Here is a 16,421-nt window from a genome sequence, read left to right as displayed (position 1 = left end):
TGCGCCGGTCAGCCGAAGGACGGCGGCCGGCGTTCGCAGAAGGCCTCCACCCCTTCGGCAAAGTCGTCGCTGCCACTCACGCTCACGAATACCCCGCGCTCCCTGTCCAGCGCTGCGGCCAGGTTGCCATCCATGCCAACGCGCAGCAGCCGCTTGGCCCCCGTCTGTGCGGCGACGGCAGCGGCGGCCAGGCGCAAGGCCAGCGCCTGGCCCGTGGCCTGCAGGGCATCGCTGGCCACCACGTCGACAACCAGCCCAAGCGCCAGAGCCTCGCGCGCCGACACCGGTTGATTCAGCAACGCCAAAGCCAACGCCCGGTGCAACCCGAGCTGGCGCGGCAGGTGCCAGCTGGCGCCGCCGTCGGGCGTGATGCCAATGGCACCATAGGCGTAGAGCAGCCGGGTATCCTCGGTGGCGACCAGCAGGTCGCAGCCCAGTGCCAGGGACAGCCCGAAACCGGCGACGGCACCGTTGAGCAGACCCAATACCGGGCATGGCAGCTCGGTGAGGCCAAGTACCGCCTCATTAACCGCAGCGACCAGTTGCGCCACACCGGCGCTGCGAGCGTTCGACGGACCTTGCAACAACTGCTGGAAATAGCGGACATCACCGCCGACCGAAAAGTGCTCGCCTCGACTACACAGCACCACCACCTTCGGTGGCTGCGCCGCCAGGCCGCGCACGGCGTCACGCAAGGCAATGGCCATGGGCAGGTCGACACTGTTGCGCCGCTGCGGCTGGTCCAGGGTGAGAAACGCGATACCTTCGCGGCGCTCGACATGAATAGGCATGAACATCGCTCCTGAAGATTGGCGAGATCCTGTAGAGGGTGGTTTGCAGCCATTACAAGGTGATTGGCCGCAAGCTCGCGTCGAAATCATCCAGCGACGGGAACACCAGCGGCGCCCGTTCATCGAGTGTCAGCAGATGCTCGCGGTACTGCGCCAGACACGCCTGGCGCGCCTGTTCGCTGATGTAGGGAACATGGAACGCCACGAACGGCGGCAGCACCGACAACCCGACATAACCCAGCACTCCGCGCTGGATCGGGCGCAACATCGCGTCGAGTTCGCCATGTACGGCATCCGGCCCGAACATGTGGGTCTGCCCGCCCAGGGAGAAGCTGAGCATCGCCCGCTTGCCCTTGAGCCCGCCACGGTCATAGATGCGCGTGCCGCCATAGCAGTAACCCGAGACGAACACCCGATCAATCCAGCCCTTGAGGATGGCCGGCATGCTGAACCAGTAGATGGGGAAGTTGAGGATGATCAGGTCGGCCCGGCGGATCTTGTCCAGCTCTGCAGCGATGTCCGCGGCCAGGGTGCCGTTGTTGACCGCATGGCGCTGCTCCAGGGCATAGACCAGGTACTCGGCATTGGCGCGCTGGCGGAAGTCATCGGCGCTCGCGACCGGGTTGAAGCCCATGGCATAGAGGTCCGACAGCTGCACGCTGTGGCCCTGGTCCTCCAGGACCTCCACAGCCAGACGGGCCATGGCGCTGTTGAAGGACTGGGGTTCGTTGTGGGCATGGACGATCAGGACGTTCATGGCAGCTCCGCAGTGGCAGGTGGCAAGGGGGATTCGGCCAGCAAGCGCACGCCGTTGTATTTGAGGAAGAAGGTGTCGGCTTGACGCACCACGTCGCGGTAGCGGCCATTGAGGGCCATACGCATCATGTCCAGTTGCAGTTGCTCCTGATCGATCATGTAGTCCAGGAAGCGCCCGGCATCGCTGGGACCGGCGTTGCGTAGCGCCTGCAGAAAAGCCATGTATTTAATCGTCTCGCGATGAACGACGCGCAGCAGCAGGCCTTGCAAGGGTCGGGGCAGCGATGACACCAGCCAGGACTTGAGGCGCGTGAGCAGCCCGGGATGGGTGTCCAGCCCCCAGCGGTCGGCGGCGGCCTGGTAACGCGGCTGGTTGAAAGCCTCGAGGTCGGCGTAGGCCTTCCAGAACGAGTGCGATGGCTGGCCGTCCAGGCGGGTTGCCATGCGCTGTACCGCCGCCCTGGCGAAGGCGCGGTTGGCCAGTTCGTGGCGCAAGCCTTTGATGAAGGTGGGTGATGGCATAGATGGGCACAATTTCCGTGGGGTTGAAATCCTGGGGACGCATGGAGCGCCGACTCATGGGCTGGCGATGTAATCGAGCAATAGCCGCCGCTGTTCGCCGTCGTGCAACTGCAAGGCAATGCCGCGCATCCAGATGGCCAGCTCGCTGCCATGCCGCTCGCTACCTCGCGCGCCTTCACTGAACGCCGTCAACTGTCGGTCGAGATAGGCCCGGTCGAGCAGGCGCAGATTAGGCGTCTTCAGGTGCGCGAAGCCTTCGCCACGCGGCCCGTGGCAAGCCGCGCAGGTGCCCTGGTAGAGCGCCTGACCCGGCGCATCGGGCGCAAGCGACGCGGCGCTGGAGGTGGCGCCCAGGTCGGCGAAGTACCGCGCCAGCAGCGCCTGATCGCTGTCGCCAAGCAGCGTGGCGATCGCTCGCATCTGCGCGCCATGGCTGTCCCCGGGTGCGTAGCCGCGCCGCCCGGCCTTGAAATCGCGCAGCTGCGTGACCAGGTATTCGGCCTGTTGCCCGGCCAGGCGCGGCGCACCCAGGGCCGGGTTGCCCAGGCCTTGGGCACCATGGCAGGCCACACAGGTGGCGGCCTGGACGGGTGGGGTTTCGGCGTGCGCGCTGCACGTGGCGACAAGGGCCAGCAGGCCGGCGCAAAGGCGTAGCTTCATCGGTCGGGATGCTCTCATTGTTGTTCTCGTTCGGCGATGCGCTGCAATAACCGATTGCGCGTTGTCTCGACATCGACGGGTACCGAGCCGCGCCACTGGCCTACTTCAACGCCGGTATAGGGTTTGAAGTCGATGGGCAGATGACCGGCGTCGAAACGCGCCAGCATCCAGTTGAGGACGCCGGCCAAGGCATCGTCCGACAGCCCGGACAAGGCCGAGCCAGGTACCTGCACCAGATACTCGCGACCGCCGGGCACCCACAGGAACTTGCCCAGCTGGCCAGCGAAGGCCGGCACGCTGCGCTGCGGATTGCCGCTGCCGTCGGGCAGGTGGCAGCCCTGGCAGTTGAGCATGTAGTCGAACTGACGCGGCTCGGTGGCCAATGCCTGCGTCGACAACGCCAGCAGCACCATCCAGGGCAGTCGGCCGGCCATGTCCTACTCCTTGACCCCGATCACCACCGACAGCGAGCAGTGGTAGGGCATGTCCGCCTGGCTGCCGGAGCACCAATTGAGGTCGTTGGAATTCTGCGGGCGGTACAACGGCGTGTCGCCCTGGTCGCGCTGGCACACGCAACGGCCGCAGTTGCTCTTGCCGCAGCAGTCGTTGTACGAGATCACGTAGTCCTTGCCGTCGGTGGGGTTGCGGCAGGTGCCGATCCAGGTGATGTCCGAGCGCACGGTGCCCGGTGGGCAGCTGCTGGACGTGCCGCCGCAGCAGCCGCAAAGGAAACCGTCGATGGCGCAGTGGCGCCAGTATTCACAGCTGTTCGGGTCGCCCGACTCCTGCAGCCCCGCGCTTGGCTGGGCAAAGGCGCCGCCGCGAAACACCGGCAGCAGGGTGGTCGCCCCGGCGCCGACCAGCAAGGTGCCCAGGCCGCCGAGAAAGCCCCGGCGCGAAGTGCCGCGGGCGACACGGCGGGTGAGCAGTTGGGTGGCCTCGTCGAACCAACGGATGGTCATGGTTGCAGCCCCTGTTGCGCGGCGTTGTACGCCTGGACGGTGGCATGCCCCAGGCGCCGTGCTTCCAGCAGGCTTTCCAGGTGCTCGCGGGTGTTGACCAGGCCATGGCTGGCGACGCTGCCGTGCTCATCGATCAGCACGCCATAGGGCAGCCTGCTGATCTGGTAGGCCAGGCCCACCTGCCGCGACAGCAGGTAAGGGAATGCCTGCAAGCCGTGGGCGGCGATGAACGCCAGGTGCTCGTCGGCTTCGCCATCGCTGGCCAGCACGACCCTCAGGCGTTCCTCGCGGCGCAGCGCATCGAGCACCGGCAGCAGCGTCTTGCACACCGGGCATGTTTCGGAAAGGAAGAACAGCAAGGTGCCCTGCCCTTGCCCGCTGGAGCCGCCGAGGCTGACCGAGCCTCCGGTCAGACTGGGCAGGGTGAACACAGGCGCCGTGTCACCGGCCTTGATCGCCTTGCCCAGGGACAGCGCCCCCACCGGCTGGATGCGTTCATGCAGCAGCCCGACCTGGCGCGCCAGGGCCCACACGGCAAGGATCAGCATCAGGATGATCGCCCAGGACAACAGGCTGGAAATGATCAGTGCATAGGTCATGGCCGTTGCCTCGGGAGTGCACGGTTGGAGATCAGCTGGTTGGCCAGCAGGTACAGGGCGGCGACACAGACGAAGGCGAACACCAGGGTGCAGCCGTCGAGCCAGGTCAGCGCGCGTTCGTTCATCGGTGCCAGCAGGTTGCCGGCGGCCAGCGCCAGCAGCAGGTTGCGCCAGACCAGCGCCCGGGACGGCGGCTGGCGGCGGCCGCCGAAGTGGCAGCCACAGTCTTCCAGGGATGTACCCTCGCCTACGGCCGCCGCCAGCACGCCGGCATATAGCACCAGCAACACCACGGCGGGCAGCGTCGCCAACGGCCACCACAGGCTCAGCAGCAAGCCGGCGGCGGCCAACACGTCCAGCACCGGTAACAGGTGCACCCACAGCGGCGCCGCGCACCAGCGGCCCAACACCAGCGCATAGCGTTGCAGCACCTCGGCGAACGCCCGGGGATCGTGCAGCTTGTGCAGCGCGGCAGCGCCGAGCAGCAGGGCCAGCCCGCCGACGCTGGCAACATGCACCAAGGGGTCATGCAGCAGTTCGACGGTCACCATGGCATCACCACATTGAGGAAGCCCAGGGGGATGTCACCGACGCTGCGCAGGTGCTCGCCGCTGTCGGCGTCGTACAGGTTCACGCCCTGGCGCAGCAGCGGGGTCAACCCGGCCTCGCCTTCGCTCAGGTAGACCCACAAGGTGAACAGGCTCGGCATCGGCACCATCCAGTCCAGGCTGTACAGCCGTGGTTGCGCGCCCTGGCTGACGCCGATGGCGGTGCTCTGTTCCTTGAGCGACAGGCGCGCCACCCGCTGCTGGGTGGCCACATCGAACACCCACACCTCGGTGCCGGTCTTCTGGTAGTTCTCCGGCTTGTCCTTGTGCATCAGCACGTACAGGCGCCCGCTCTGCCGGTGCAAGGCCACGCCGTGGTTGCCGGCGATGCCCCAGCCATCGGCGCGCTCCTGATCGCTCAGCAGCGACCACTGCTTGCGCGGGCGCACGCCCTCGGCGCTCATGTCCAGGGCATAGGCGCGATTGTGCTGGGAGACAAAGTACCAGGTGTCGCCATCGCGCACGCCGGTGGTCAGCAGCAGGTCCTGCAGCGGATCGAACGCTGGCGGCGTGCGCTCCTGCAACGCCACGTGCCCCTGCTCGTCCAGGCGCAGGTGAAAGAACCCGCCGTTGCCGCAGATGGCGTAAAAATCGCGAGGTCCGGCCGGGTAGATCGACGCGCAGCCGGGGATCGCCACCTCGGTGACGAAGCGGTCGTTCGCCAGGTCCACCACCGAGATGGACTGTGCCGGGGTGAAGTTGAGCACCAGCAGGAAGCGCTCGTCATCGGACAGCACGCTGAGGCCCGTGGAGATCAGTGCGGTCATGCGCTTGGCCGGAATCGGGATCTCGCGCTTGGGGCTCAGGGTCCTGGCGTCGTACACCGTGACCACGTCGCTGCGCTGGCCGCGCACGCCACGGCTGAAGTAGATCTCGGTGGCATACAGCTCGTCACGGCTACGCGCCAGCTGCAGGCCGTTGGACCAGATGCCGGTGCTCAGCTGGCCGAGGTTGCGGCCCTGGTCGTCGAACAGGTAGGCGCGGCCATCGACCATGTTGGGCGCATTGCTGCCCCAGATCCAGAACCAGTGCTGGTCACGATGATCGCCAAGCACTTCGACACGGGCCTGTTCCGGCACGAAGTCGGCCAGTACCGACGCGGCGCCGGCGCACAACGACAGACCACACAGCAGATGACGCAAGTAACGCTTGAACATAGGGGCTCCGCAACAGGCGATCGGCCTGGCTTGAGTCTATCGAGGGGCATTGGCGGTGGATTGGCGCGGGGTGACAGCGGCATTGGCATCTGGTGCCACACCCTTGACCACGCCGGCGGCACCGAACAGCAGCAGGTGGCCGGATCGCGCGGCCAGGGCCGACAGGTTCAGGCGGTCTTCCCGTACTGCGCTGGTGAAGTGCGTCACTCGCGCATCGGAGATCGCCACCAGGCCTGAGTTGCCCACCAGCGCCACCCGGTCGTCATCCAGTTGCGTCACGGCGGTGATCGCTTCGCGGCTGCCGCTGTCGAGAGCCTGCCAATGTCGGCCATCGCGATCGCCCAGCAACACCCGCCCACTCATCCCCGCCAGCAGCACGCGACCATCACGCAGGCCGGTGCCGGTCCACAGCGAGCCACTGACGCCGGTGTCCAGCGCCTGCCAGGACCCGCCCTGGTCAGTGGAGCGGTAGGCATGGCCGGCCTCGCCGGCGATGAACAGGCTGCCGTCGGCGGCCTGGAACACCTGGTTGAGGTGAAAGTCGTCGCCCTCCTCGCCGACGGGCATCGGCTGCCAGCTGACACCGCCATCCGCCGTGCGCGCCGCATAGCCATAGGCCCCGACGACCAGGCCGTGGCGGGCATCGCTGAACAGCACCGACAACAGCACCGGCTTGCCCGCCAGGCGCTGTTGCAGGACCCAGTTCTGGCCGCCATCAACGCTGTGCAGCAGCACCCCGCCATGCCCTACCGCCCAGCCTTGGCGCTCATCGACGAAGCTCAGGGCAGTCAGCAAGCCATCCACCGGCACGCTGCGCGCCTGGCGCCATTGCTGGCCATCGCCGGACAACGCCACCACACCGTGGTCACCCACCGCGACCACCCCGTCTGCGGTCCGCGCCACCGCCACCAGGGGGGCATGGCGCACGTCGCTCAGGGCAATGGCCGGCGCCGCACTGACCTGCCCTGCCCATATCAACCCCAGCAACCAGGGCAACACCTGAACAGTCTTCATCCTTCAGCCCTTCTCAATGGGCGATCAGGGGCGCGCGGACCGGCCCCCGTCGCGGAACCAGCCTTTCCAGCACCACGGCCAACGCCGGCAGCAGGGTCACCGCCATCAGCATGTTGGCCATGAACATGAAGGTCAGCAGCAGGCCCATGTCGGCCTGGAACTTCAGCGCCGAGAACGACCAGGTGGCCACCCCCACCGACAGCGTCAGCGCGGTGAACACCGTGGCCACGCCCACTTCGCGCAGGGCCTGCTGGAATGCGGCAACGATGTCGCGCCCCTCTGCCAGATGCAATTGCAGGCGGTTGTAGAGGTAGAAGGCGTAATCCACCCCCACGCCCACGGCCAGGACCATCACCGGCAAGGTGGCCACGGTCAGGCCGATGTCCAGGGCCTTCATGAACCAATAACCGAGGAAGGTCGCCAGGGTCAGCGGCAGGCAGCAGGCAAGCATGGCCCGCCAGTCGCGGTACACCAGCCCCACCAGCAGTACGATGGTCAGGTACACGTAGAGCATCATCGGCAGCTCCGAGCCCTCCACCACCGCGTTGGTGGCGGCCTGTACCCCGGCGTTGCCGCTGGCCAGGCGCACGTCAACCCCTGGCAGTACATGGCGCTCGCGGTACTGCTCGACGGCCGCGGTTATCTGCTTGAGGGTGCTGGCCTTGTGATCGGCCAGGTACAGGTTGACCGGCAGCACGGTGCAGTCGGCATCGAACAGGCGCAGTGCTTCGGGCACCTGGCGCACGGATTCGCCCAGGGACAGCTCGTCGACCGGCAGCGCCGCCCATTTCGGGTTGCCCTCATTGACCCCCGAGGCCGCCAGCTTGGCCATGGCCGGCAGCGACTGCGCCGACAGTACGCCGGGCAAGGTGCCCAGGTACCAGGTCAGGCGATCGACATAGGCCATCACGTCGTGCCGATAGCACCCACCCGCCGGGGTCTGCACGGCCACGGTGAACAGGTCCAGGCCCAGGGCAAAGTGCCCCACCACCTGTTCCACGTCCTGGTTGTAGCGCGAATCGGCGTGCAACTCGGGCGCGCCCGGCAGCACATGACCGATGTGCCGACCCTGGCTCTGCCACACCGCCAACGCCATCAGGCCGACGCCCAGCACGGTCACTCGCACCGCGTTGCGCGGTTCGGCGATGCGCCCAAGGCCGGTCATCTGCCGCTCGCGGCGTGCCCGCAGGCGCTCGACCCTGGCCACGTAGCGCCCATCGAAACGGCAGTAGCTGGCCAGCACCGGCAGCATCACCAGGTTGGTGATGATCTTGTAGGCCACCCCCACCGACGCGGTGATGGCCAGTTCGCGAATCATCGGGATCGGCACCAGCACCAGGGTGGCGAAACCGACGAAGGCGGTGATCAGGGCCAGGGTGCCGGGAATCATCAGGCCGACGAAACTGCGTCGGGCGGCGGTCATGCCATCGGCGCCGGCGCAGACTTCCTTGGCGATGAAATTGACCTGCTGCACGCCGTGGGACACGCCGATGGCGAACACCAGGAACGGCACCAGGATCGCCAGCGGATCGAGGCCGAAGCCCAGCAGTGTCAGCGTGCCGAACTGCCACACCACCGACACCAGCGAGCACACCAGCGGCAGCACGGTGAGCCGCCAGGAGCGGGTGTACCAGTAGACGGCCAGCGCCGTGAGCACAAAGGCCAGGGCGAAGAATCCGACCACGCTGCGGGCGCCGGCGCCGATATCGCCCATCTGCTTGGCGAAGCCGATGATCTGCACGTCGAAGTCGGCATCGGCGTACTGCGCCCGCACCTGGTCCTCCAGCTGGCGGCTGAAGGCCAGGTAATCGAGGCGTTTGCCCGTCACCGGATCCGGGTCGGCCAGCTCCGCCACCACCATCGCCCCACGCTGGTCGTTGGCCACCAGGCTACCGACAAAGCCTCCAGCCAGGGTGCGCTCGCGGATGCCGGCAATGGCCCGGGCATCGAGGTTGCCGACGGTGACATCACCGCCGACCACATCCTCGGCCTTCATGCCCGCCTCGGTGATCTGCACCGCGCGGGTGTTCGGCGTCCACAGCGAGGTGACGCTGCGCCGATCGATGCCCGGCAGGAAGAACAGCGTCTGGGTCAGGTCGTGCAGGCGGGTCAGCGCCGCCGTGTTCCAGATATCGCCATGGCGCGCCCGCAGCACCACGATGACGCGGTTGGCGCCGAACAGCACGTCACGGTACTGGTTGAACGTCTTGATATAGGGGTGCTGCTGCGGCAGCTGTTTGTCGAAGCCCGCCGTCATCTCCAGACGCGCGGCGAACAGGCCCATCACCAGGGTGACCACGGCCAGCAGGCCGAGGGTCGCCAGGCGATGGCGAAAGACCAGGCGCTCAAGCGCCGAGACCAGATTAGCCAGCATGAATAGCCTCCCCACCACGCGCCCTGCAAGCGCGTGGCGGCCGGATCAGAAGGAGTAGGAAATATTGCCGCTGACGAAGTCGCGGTCGGCCATCAGGTTGTTGTCGCCTCCGCCCCAGTAGCGCACCCACTGCAGACCGCCTTTCCAGCGGTCGCGGTGGTTGAACAGCAGGGAGGCGGTCAACGACTTGCGCCCCTCGACGAAGGGCATCGCGTTGGGCGTGGTGCCCTTGACGTCATGGCTGAAGTCCAGTTGCGGGGTGACGGTGACGCCGCTGCCGAACAGGTTCGGGTAGTTGACCCCGAACTCGGCCACATAGCCCCACGAGGTGCGGTCGGGCAGCGAGTAGTCCGGCAGCACGTAGGGCACCTCGCCCGACAGATCCAGGCCCGGATAGCGCACCACCGCCACCTCGGCCAGCAGGAACGCGTCGGAGGCGCCCAGGGCGTCGGGGATGAAGCCCAGCGGGTCGTTGCCCGAGAAGGTGTAGGTGGCATTCACATCGGCCTGCCACTTGCGTGTCTCGACGAAACCCTTGTGCTCGCCGGTGTCGAACACGCTGTAGCGGTTGTAACCGCCACTGAAGGCCTGGCCGAAGGGTACGGTGGGGTCGATGGCCACGCTGTCCCGGGGCCGGAACGACAACTCACCGGCCACCGCCACCGGTCCGACCAGGGTGCTCACGGACAGGCCGAACAGGTCCTTGTCCTCGCCGTAGTTGATGAAGTAGTCGTCCACCACCAGGGCATCGGGGTTGCTGCGCGCGGTGTAGCCGACAAAGGGCAGCTTGTCGTGGTAGCGCTGGTAGAACAGGCCGAACTCGGTGCCGATCGACTCGGCCATCCAGCGCAGGGCGACACCGTACTGACCGCCATTGCCGGCCTTGCGCTCGCCGCCGTAGGGCACCGCCAGGCCGCTGGCGACGATCTGCTCATGGCTCAGGCCGCTGCTCAGCGGGTCGCCACAGCGGCCCGTCGGCGTGCCGGCGCAGACGCCCGGTTGCAGGCCCTCGATGTAGTTCGTCGGGTAGTAGATCGCCCGGCGCCCTTCCCCGGCGATATCGACGGTGGAAAAGTAGCTGCCCACCGGGTCCAGGCCGTAGGCATTCCACTTGAACTGGTAGTAGCCCTCCAGGCTCAGGCTATCGCTCAGCCCCAGGCTGAACGAAGCCATCGGCGCGGGGATGAACACCTCTTTGAGCTGGGTGCCCGGTGTGTGGTACTTGGGCAGGCTCAGGGCGTTGATCTGGTTGATGCCACCGCTGATGAACATCTCCGCGCCCCAGCTGATCACCTGGTTGCCGACCTTGACCTTGGCCGGCATCTCGCCGAGGTCGAAGCTTTTCGCCAGCCACAGGTCGAGCAGGTCGAAGCGCTGGGTGGCGTCGCGTCGGGCCGGGCCTTGAAGGTCGGTACGGCGGGTATCGTCCATCTTGAAGTCGCGGGCCCAGGCAACCCGGCCCAGGGCACTCCAGCCGTCGCCCAAGCGCAGGCTCAGTTCATGGGTACCCTTGAGCACCTGGGAGAACACGTCGTGCTTGTGGTAGTTGAGGTTGCCGTCGTCGGCATTGGCGTAGTTGATGTCGGCGTTGGCATAGCCATTGCCGCGTTCGAGGTTGTAGTAACGGCCCAGCTCATTGCCGGTGCCAGTGTTGCAGCCGCCGTTGTCACTGCCCAGCAGGTGGCAGTCGGATGACTGCAGGCGGCTGGCGAAACCGTAGGACAAGGTCGAGTCGAAACTGCCCGAGAGCCCGTCCTCGCTACCGAAGGTGAAGGCCTGGCAAGGCTGTACGCCGAGCCATCCGACTGCCGCCAGGGCCAGCGCCGGGCACGGGGCGGCCTTCGCCCATGCCCGCGAAGGGAGTCTGTTCATGCTGTGGTCTCCCGGGGATTAGCGCTCGCCGCGACGGCGCAGTTCGCCTGCGTTGAACAACTTGTCACTGACCCGGCCCTGCAGGCCGGCGGTAAGGTCCAGGGCCGCGCCCTGCTGGGTGAAGCCGTCGGCGATGTAACGCCGGGCGATCAGGTCGTAGCTGACATACTCGAAGCTGGTGCAGGCCTGGATCTCGGGGTCGGCCCACAGGCTGCCCTCCTGCACCCGCCACAGGTTGCCCCTGGCGTCGTACATGTCCACGTGCAGCAGGCTCCAGCTGTCCTCGTCGAAATAGAACACGCGCTTGGCGAAGGCGTGGCGCTTGTCGGTCTTGACCGTGGCCTCCACCACCCATACCCGGTGTTTCTCGTAGCGCTGCGCATCGCGGTCCAGGTACTGCTCGCCGATCAGCGTTTCATAGCGGTTGCTTTTGTCGACCAGCCGGTAGGAGTTGTACGGCACCACCATTTCGCGCTTGCCGACCAGCTTGAAGTCGTAGCGGTCCAGGGCGCCGGTGAACATGTTGATCTGGTCGACAAAGTACAGGTTGTCGGAGCCGGCGATCGGGTTGTCGTAGGCAAAGGTCGGGGCCTGGCGCACGCGGCGTTGGCCGGGGAAGTAGATCCAGGCGTTCTGTGGCTGGTCCAGGCGGGCATGCACCAGGTACATCTCGCCGGCGCGCGAGGACGGCGACTGGATGTCGTAGAGCAGCTTGGCTTCGATGTCGCCGGTGTCCTGGGCAGCTTTCACCGCCGGGTCATTGTAGGGGTAGTACTCGCTGGCCCACTGGCGGATCTCGGTGAGCCCGCCACCCGCTTCGCGGCGCAGGAACGAGATCTGTGCCTTGCGGCCCTTGGCCATGTAACGCAGCTTGTAGTTCCACAGCACCTCGATGCCGCTTTTCGGCTGCGGGAACGGCACCGCGGCCCCGGCGGCCTGCTCCAGGCGCCAACCATCGACACCGATGCGTGCCTGCCCGGCGAAGTCCTGGGTGCGCCTGGCCACCTCGGCCGGGATCGCGCAGCTGCGGTGTGTGGGGTAGACATCCAGGCGATAGCCCGGATAAGCCTTGATCAACGCCACCTGCCCTTGCGGCAGCTGCCCCTGGTACTGGGCCACATTGCTGGCATCGATCGAATACAGGCGCTGGTCGCCGGCATAGGGGTCGCCATGGCCCGGCGACCAGCCGGCCGGCGCCTGGGTCAGGCCGCCGGTCCAGGCCGGAATGCTGCCATCGGCGTTGCCGTTCTTTTCGGCCCCTGTGGGGGTGAGCTCGGCGAGGGCCGAGAGGGAAGTGATGGTACCGAGCAGCGCCAACAGCGCGCCGCCCAACAGGGACAGGGGGCGTGGTTTCATGAACTTTTCCTTGCGGGATTGTTGTGGTTATCGAAAGGCAGTTCGTAACGGGCAAGGGCGCGGAAAAAAGAGGCCGCCGAGGGACGGCCTCAAATGCGTTTCCGGCTCTGCGTGACAGACAGTATTCAATGGCGGCGGCCAACGGCTTGGCCGCAGGCGCCAGGGTATTTGTCATCCGGTGCCAGCAGGCGCGCACCCGCTGCATGTCAGGCCTTGAGCCCGCGCTCCTCCCACCAGTCCCACGCCCGCAACGCCTGGCGCGCCGTACGCCCGGCCCAGCACGACAGGGTGTTGCCGGGCATGGCGATGGCCTTGCGGTTGACGATCCAGAAGTCGCTCAGCTCGCTCTGGCGCCCCTGCAGCAGATCGGCGATGGTGCGGCCGTTGAGGTGGCTCAGCGCCACGCCATGGCCAAAGCAGCCGCCGGCGTAGATCACCCGCTCGTCGTCGATGAAGCTGATTTCCGGGACCATGTCGGCATTGACCGACACCGGCCCGCCCCAGCGGTAGGCGATGCGCACGTCACGCAACTGCGGGTAGATCCACTTCAGGTGCGCCTCGCAGTGGGCCCAGGTGGCCGGCGACGGCTGTTCGTCCATGGCGCTGCCGGAGTAGGCCAGCACATCGCCGCCACCCATGACGATGCGCCCGTCCACGGTCGGGCGGAAATAATGCAGCATCTGCCGGTTGTCGCCGAAGGCTTCCCGGCCCTGCCAGCCCAGGCGCTGCCACAGTGCATCGCCCAGGGGCTCGGTGACCACCTGGTAAGTCCACAGCGGGAACTGGCGCCGCTGCAGGGGGCGGGAGCCGGGCACCTGCCGCGAGTAGGCGTTGGTGGCAAGCACCAGCTTGTCGGTGGTCACCCGGGCCACGGGGGTGCGCAGCACGATGCCGCTGCCCCCGGTGTCGATGTCCAGCACCGGCGTGGACTCGTGGATGCGCACGCCCACCGAGGCCGCCAGGCCCTTGAGGCCCCGCACCTGCTTGCAGGGGTCGAGGTAGCCGGTCTCGGTTTCACGGATACCGCCCAGCAGGCGCGGCGAATCGTACTGTTGCCGCAACGTGGCAGCGTCCTGCCAGCGCATATCTGCCGCCAGGCCCAGGGACGCATACAGCTCCAAGGTCTTGTCCAGGCGCGCCAGTTGCCGCGGCGAATAGCTGACCCGCAGCAGTCCGGCATGGCGGTAGTCCGAATCGATGCCGTGCTGCTCGATCACCTCGCGGGTGTAGGCCACGGCCTTCTCCAGGTAGCGATGGGCGTCGATCATTTTCTGCCGCCCCCAGCGCAGTACCACCAGTTCCGGCTCGAGGCCGAACAGCCGGGTGCTGAAGCCGGCGTTGCGCCCACTGGCACCGAAGCCAATCTGCGCCGCCTCCAGCAGCACCACCCGAGCGCCGGGGTTGTCGCGCTTGAACTGCCAGGCCGTGTTCAGCCCGGTGAAGCCACCGCCGATGACCGCCACATCGACCTTGAGGTCTTCGGTCAGGCGGCTGTTGGGGAGGTAGGCGCCATAGTCGTGCTGCCAGAAGGAGCGGTGCTCGTGCGGGATATTGTTGTTGTCGTTCACGCTGAGTCCTCGGATTTCACCCTTGGGAGTGCAGTCCCGATCAGGGTATCGAGGGCAACGAACGGTGGATTGGCGATGGGTGCCAGATTTTCAGCACGCCGTGCCAGGCGTGCGCCCGGCCTGGCGAAACTGCTGCGGCGATTGCCCGGTCCAGCGACGGAACGCTCGGGTGAACGAGCCGGACTCGGCGTAGCCGAGCAGCAACGAGATCTGCGTCATCGAGTAGTCCGAATGATTCAGGTAGCCCAACGCCAGGTCACGCCGCACGTCCTCCACCAGCAGCGAAAATTCGATGTTCTGGTCCTTGAGCCGACGTTGCAGGGTACGCCGGCTCAGCCCCATGCGCTCGCTGACCTCGTCCAGCGACGGCACGCCACTGGCCATGCCCAGGGCGATCATGCGGGTGACCTGGGGCAACAGCTCGTCGCTGATGCTGCGCTGCTCGCGCTCCTGCTGCAGGTACGGCTCCAGCGCCCTGAACAGGCGCTCGTTGCCCTGCGCCACCGGGAGTTCGAGGACATCGCTGGAGAGCGTGATGCGGTTGGTTGGCTGGCTGAAGAACAACGGGCACATGAACAACTGCTTGTGCACTGACACGTCCGCCGGGCGCGGGTGCTCGAAGTCCACCCGCAGCGGCCGCACCGGGCTGGCGGTGATCAGCTGCAACTGGCGCAGGATCGCGGCGATGGCGAACTCGGCGTCCTGGCGGCGGTTGACCACGGTGCTGTCGGTGACCTGGTAGGTGATGCGCAGTTGGCGGCCCTCGCAGCCATAGTCGATGGACGACTCCTGGGCGAACACCACGATGTAGGTGTGCAGGGTCATCAGCGCCTTTTCCACGCTGGGCGCGCAATGCAAGGCGTGGCCCAGGGCACCGATGTCGTCGGCCTCGGTCTGGCTGCCCAGGGTCAGGCCGACGGCGGGGTTGCGCGTGCCGGCGGCTTCCCACAGGGCGACGTACTGGTCGCCGGGGATCTCGATATCGGCGCGCTCCAGCAGTGGCAGGTCAATGCCGAGGGCTTCCAGGTGCGGCGCGAAGGTGGTCCTGAAACGGCGGAAGAAGTTTTCCGAGATGACGGTGCGCACTGATTTCATGTTGTTCTTCGCAGGTCGTTTTTAGAGTGCCGGGATCTGGGAAAGGCGCCGCCAGGCGGCGCATCGCGGATGAGTCCGCGCCTACAGGGCTCGCAAGGTTGCCAACAGCGACTGTAACCGATTGTTACTGCGGTGGGGCAAACGCCCGCACCAGGTGCTCGATCACCGCGCGCACCCTGGCCGTATGGCGCAGATCCTGGTGGGTGACCATCCACACCTCATAGGGCTGGCTGCGCGTACGCTGCGGCCAGACCCGCCGCAAGCCATCACGCTGCCCCAACTCCACCGGGATCTCACCCAGGCCCAGGCCCTCGCCAATGCCCCGGCGCAGCATCATGCTGGCGTTGGCCGCCATCACCACCCGCCCCTCACCCATGGGCACGTCCACCAGGGTCGGCTCGGCGCGGTCGCGCCAGTACGGCTCGTACACCACCAGGTCGTGGCCGGCGAAGCTGCCCTCCTCCGGCATGCCCCGCCGCGCCAGGTAGTCCGCCGAGGCGAACAGGCCCATTTGCCAGCTGGCCAGCTTGCGCAGCACCAGGTCGGGGCTGTCCGGGCGCTGGTTGCGGATGGCGATGTCGGTTTCACGCTGCGACAGGTTGACGATCTCCGAGCTGCCGCTGAGCACCACGCGCACCTCGGGATGGGTTTCGTGCACCTGCCGCAGCGCCGGGATGACGAACTCCAGGGCCAGGGAGTCGGTGGTGGCGATGCGCACCTCGCCGGCCTGTTCGTTGTCTGCGCCTCGGGTGCGGCGGGCCAGTTCCAGGGCGGCCTGCTCCATTTTCTGCGCCAGTTCCACGGCCACTTCGCCGGTGGCGGTCAACTGGTAGCCAGCGGGGGTGCGCAGGAACAGGGTCGCGCCAAGGTCCGCCTCCAGCGCCGCCACCCGCCGGCCCACGGTGGCCTGATCGACCCGCAGTACCCGGGCGGCGCGGCGCAGGGTCAGTTCGCGGCTCAAGGCCAGCAGCATGCGGGCATCATCCCAGTTCATTGGTCCACTCCTGATTCAGCGCAGCCACTGCCGGCTGAAGAAAATCTGCAAAGGTGCGTCGCAAAATCGCCGCGCGACCCGGCAACCCAGGTT

General features: G+C 66.9%; 16 protein-coding genes. All 16 read right to left on the bottom strand.

The window, feature by feature from the left end:
* Positions 1-8 precede the first annotated feature (8 nt).
* On the bottom strand, positions 9-791 hold the full coding sequence (locus ABZO33_RS07380; RefSeq protein WP_414535475.1) for an enoyl-CoA hydratase/isomerase family protein: 783 nt from the start codon (positions 789-791) through the stop codon (positions 9-11).
* 52 nt (positions 792-843) lie between these two features.
* The gene (locus ABZO33_RS07375; RefSeq protein ID WP_414535474.1) at positions 844-1,548 is read right to left on the bottom strand and encodes an NAD(P)H-dependent oxidoreductase; all 705 of its coding nucleotides are present in this window, start codon (positions 1,546-1,548) and stop codon (positions 844-846) included.
* Entirely contained in the window at positions 1,545-2,069 is a 525-nt protein-coding gene (locus ABZO33_RS07370; RefSeq protein WP_414535473.1) for a hypothetical protein, read from the bottom strand. The genes ABZO33_RS07375 and ABZO33_RS07370 overlap by 4 nt, the downstream gene beginning before the upstream one ends.
* A gap of 54 nt (positions 2,070-2,123) precedes the next feature.
* Positions 2,124-2,747, bottom strand: a complete 624-nt coding sequence (locus ABZO33_RS07365; RefSeq protein WP_414535472.1) for a c-type cytochrome — start codon at positions 2,745-2,747, stop codon at positions 2,124-2,126.
* Complete coding sequence (locus tag ABZO33_RS07360; RefSeq protein ID WP_414535471.1) at positions 2,744-3,163, bottom strand: c-type cytochrome; 420 nt, start codon at positions 3,161-3,163, stop codon at positions 2,744-2,746. Before ABZO33_RS07360 ends, ABZO33_RS07365 begins: the two co-directional genes overlap by 4 nt.
* 3 nt (positions 3,164-3,166) lie before the next feature.
* Positions 3,167-3,691, bottom strand: a complete 525-nt coding sequence (locus ABZO33_RS07355; protein ID WP_414535470.1) for a methylamine dehydrogenase light chain — start codon at positions 3,689-3,691, stop codon at positions 3,167-3,169.
* Complete coding sequence (gene mauD, locus ABZO33_RS07350) at positions 3,688-4,290, bottom strand: methylamine dehydrogenase accessory protein MauD (RefSeq protein ID WP_414535469.1); 603 nt, start codon at positions 4,288-4,290, stop codon at positions 3,688-3,690. The genes ABZO33_RS07355 and mauD overlap by 4 nt, the downstream gene beginning before the upstream one ends.
* A complete protein-coding gene (locus ABZO33_RS07345) occupies positions 4,287-4,841 on the bottom strand; it encodes a MauE/DoxX family redox-associated membrane protein (protein WP_414535468.1) in 555 nt (184 codons plus the stop codon). The genes mauD and ABZO33_RS07345 overlap by 4 nt, the downstream gene beginning before the upstream one ends.
* Entirely contained in the window at positions 4,835-6,055 is a 1,221-nt protein-coding gene (locus ABZO33_RS07340) for an amine dehydrogenase large subunit (RefSeq protein ID WP_414535467.1), read from the bottom strand. The genes ABZO33_RS07345 and ABZO33_RS07340 overlap by 7 nt, the downstream gene beginning before the upstream one ends.
* A 36-nt stretch (positions 6,056-6,091) precedes the next feature.
* Positions 6,092-7,069 carry a WD40/YVTN/BNR-like repeat-containing protein gene (locus tag ABZO33_RS07335; protein WP_414535466.1) on the bottom strand — a complete coding sequence of 326 codons (978 nt, stop codon included), beginning with the start codon at positions 7,067-7,069 and terminating at the stop codon, positions 6,092-6,094.
* A gap of 13 nt (positions 7,070-7,082) precedes the next feature.
* Positions 7,083-9,443, bottom strand: a complete 2,361-nt coding sequence (locus ABZO33_RS07330; protein ID WP_414535465.1) for an efflux RND transporter permease subunit — start codon at positions 9,441-9,443, stop codon at positions 7,083-7,085.
* A 45-nt stretch (positions 9,444-9,488) separates the two neighbouring features.
* Entirely contained in the window at positions 9,489-11,315 is a 1,827-nt protein-coding gene (locus ABZO33_RS07325) for a DUF1302 domain-containing protein (RefSeq protein WP_414535464.1), read from the bottom strand.
* Positions 11,316-11,333: 18 nt separating this feature from the next.
* Positions 11,334-12,671: a DUF1329 domain-containing protein gene (locus tag ABZO33_RS07320; protein WP_414535463.1), complete on the bottom strand. Its 1,338-nt coding sequence runs from the start codon at positions 12,669-12,671 to the stop codon at positions 11,334-11,336.
* A 206-nt stretch (positions 12,672-12,877) separates the two neighbouring features.
* On the bottom strand, positions 12,878-14,239 hold the full coding sequence (locus tag ABZO33_RS07315; RefSeq protein ID WP_414535462.1) for an NAD(P)/FAD-dependent oxidoreductase: 1,362 nt from the start codon (positions 14,237-14,239) through the stop codon (positions 12,878-12,880).
* Positions 14,240-14,329: 90 nt separating this feature from the next.
* On the bottom strand, positions 14,330-15,334 hold the full coding sequence (locus ABZO33_RS07310; RefSeq protein ID WP_414535461.1) for an AraC family transcriptional regulator: 1,005 nt from the start codon (positions 15,332-15,334) through the stop codon (positions 14,330-14,332).
* Between the two features lie 124 nt (positions 15,335-15,458).
* Positions 15,459-16,328: a LysR family transcriptional regulator gene (locus tag ABZO33_RS07305; protein WP_414535460.1), complete on the bottom strand. Its 870-nt coding sequence runs from the start codon at positions 16,326-16,328 to the stop codon at positions 15,459-15,461.
* Positions 16,329-16,421: the final 93 nt, after the last annotated feature.

The organism is Pseudomonas sp. CAM1A, assembly GCF_047501685.1.
Taxonomy (GTDB): domain Bacteria; phylum Pseudomonadota; class Gammaproteobacteria; order Pseudomonadales; family Pseudomonadaceae; genus Aquipseudomonas.
The sequence above is the reverse complement of the archived record's forward strand: the minus strand, read 5'-3'. Positions and strand labels throughout refer to the sequence as shown.